The organism is Polaromonas sp. P3_C2, assembly GCF_056402675.1.
The window spans coordinates 1-685 of record NZ_JBFUGX010001182.1 but is presented as its reverse complement, the minus strand read 5'-3'; the positions used below and the strand labels follow the sequence as shown (position 1 = coordinate 685).

2 protein-coding genes are annotated in these 685 nt (G+C 59.1%); one reads left to right on the top strand and one right to left on the bottom strand.

Annotated elements, in window-relative coordinates:
* Nucleotides 1-277 (top strand): hypothetical protein (locus tag AC1DWI_RS25465; protein WP_477726226.1); only part of this gene is annotated, 277 nt, incomplete at its 5' end.
* Between the two features lie 56 nt (nt 278-333).
* On the opposite strand, the gene AC1DWI_RS25460 is transcribed toward AC1DWI_RS25465, so the two are convergent.
* Nucleotides 334-685 (bottom strand): aldehyde dehydrogenase family protein (locus AC1DWI_RS25460; protein WP_477726225.1); only part of this gene is annotated, 352 nt, incomplete at its 5' end.

The window sequence follows — 685 nt, the reverse complement described above, 5'->3', positions numbered from 1 at the left end:
ATTGGTCAACCTTTTCGAGATCATGTATTCGGCAGACGGTTCCATCGTCAACATGACAAAGGTTGAACCTTCGGTATTTGCGGGTGAGAAAGGTGCGCGGTTCGAATTTACCGTGACGAGAAAGGGCGATGATGTCCAGCTCAACGGCGTAGGCTGGCTTAGCCAGCGAAATGGCGAATTGTTCGCTGCCACCTTCCTTGCTCCCAGGCTTTCATTTTTCCCGCGGCTTCTGCCAAAAGCTGAAAGCGTTGTGAAGACGGCGCAAATCAAGGGCTGACTGCAGGGCGGCCGTGGCGAGGGGCACGAACCCGAGACCTTGCGGCCGGGGTCGGCTTAACCGTGTCGTATGGCCACTGTTTTCAGCGTGGTGAAGCCATGCAAGGCCTCAAAGCCTTTTTCACGGCCGTAGCCCGATGACTTCACGCCGCCGAAAGGTAATTCCACACCACCGCCGGCGCCGTAGTTGTTGATGAACACCTGGCCGCTTTTCACTCGCCTGGCCATGCGGAACTGGCGTGCCCCATCGCGCGTCCAGATGCCGGCGACCAGGCCGAACAGCGTGGCATTGRCAAGTTCCACTGCGTGATCCTCGTTTTTGAAGCTCATGGCGCACAGCACCGGGCCGAACACTTCATCCTGCGCCAGCCTGTGCGTTACCGGCACGTCGCGCAGCAGGGTGGGGGCC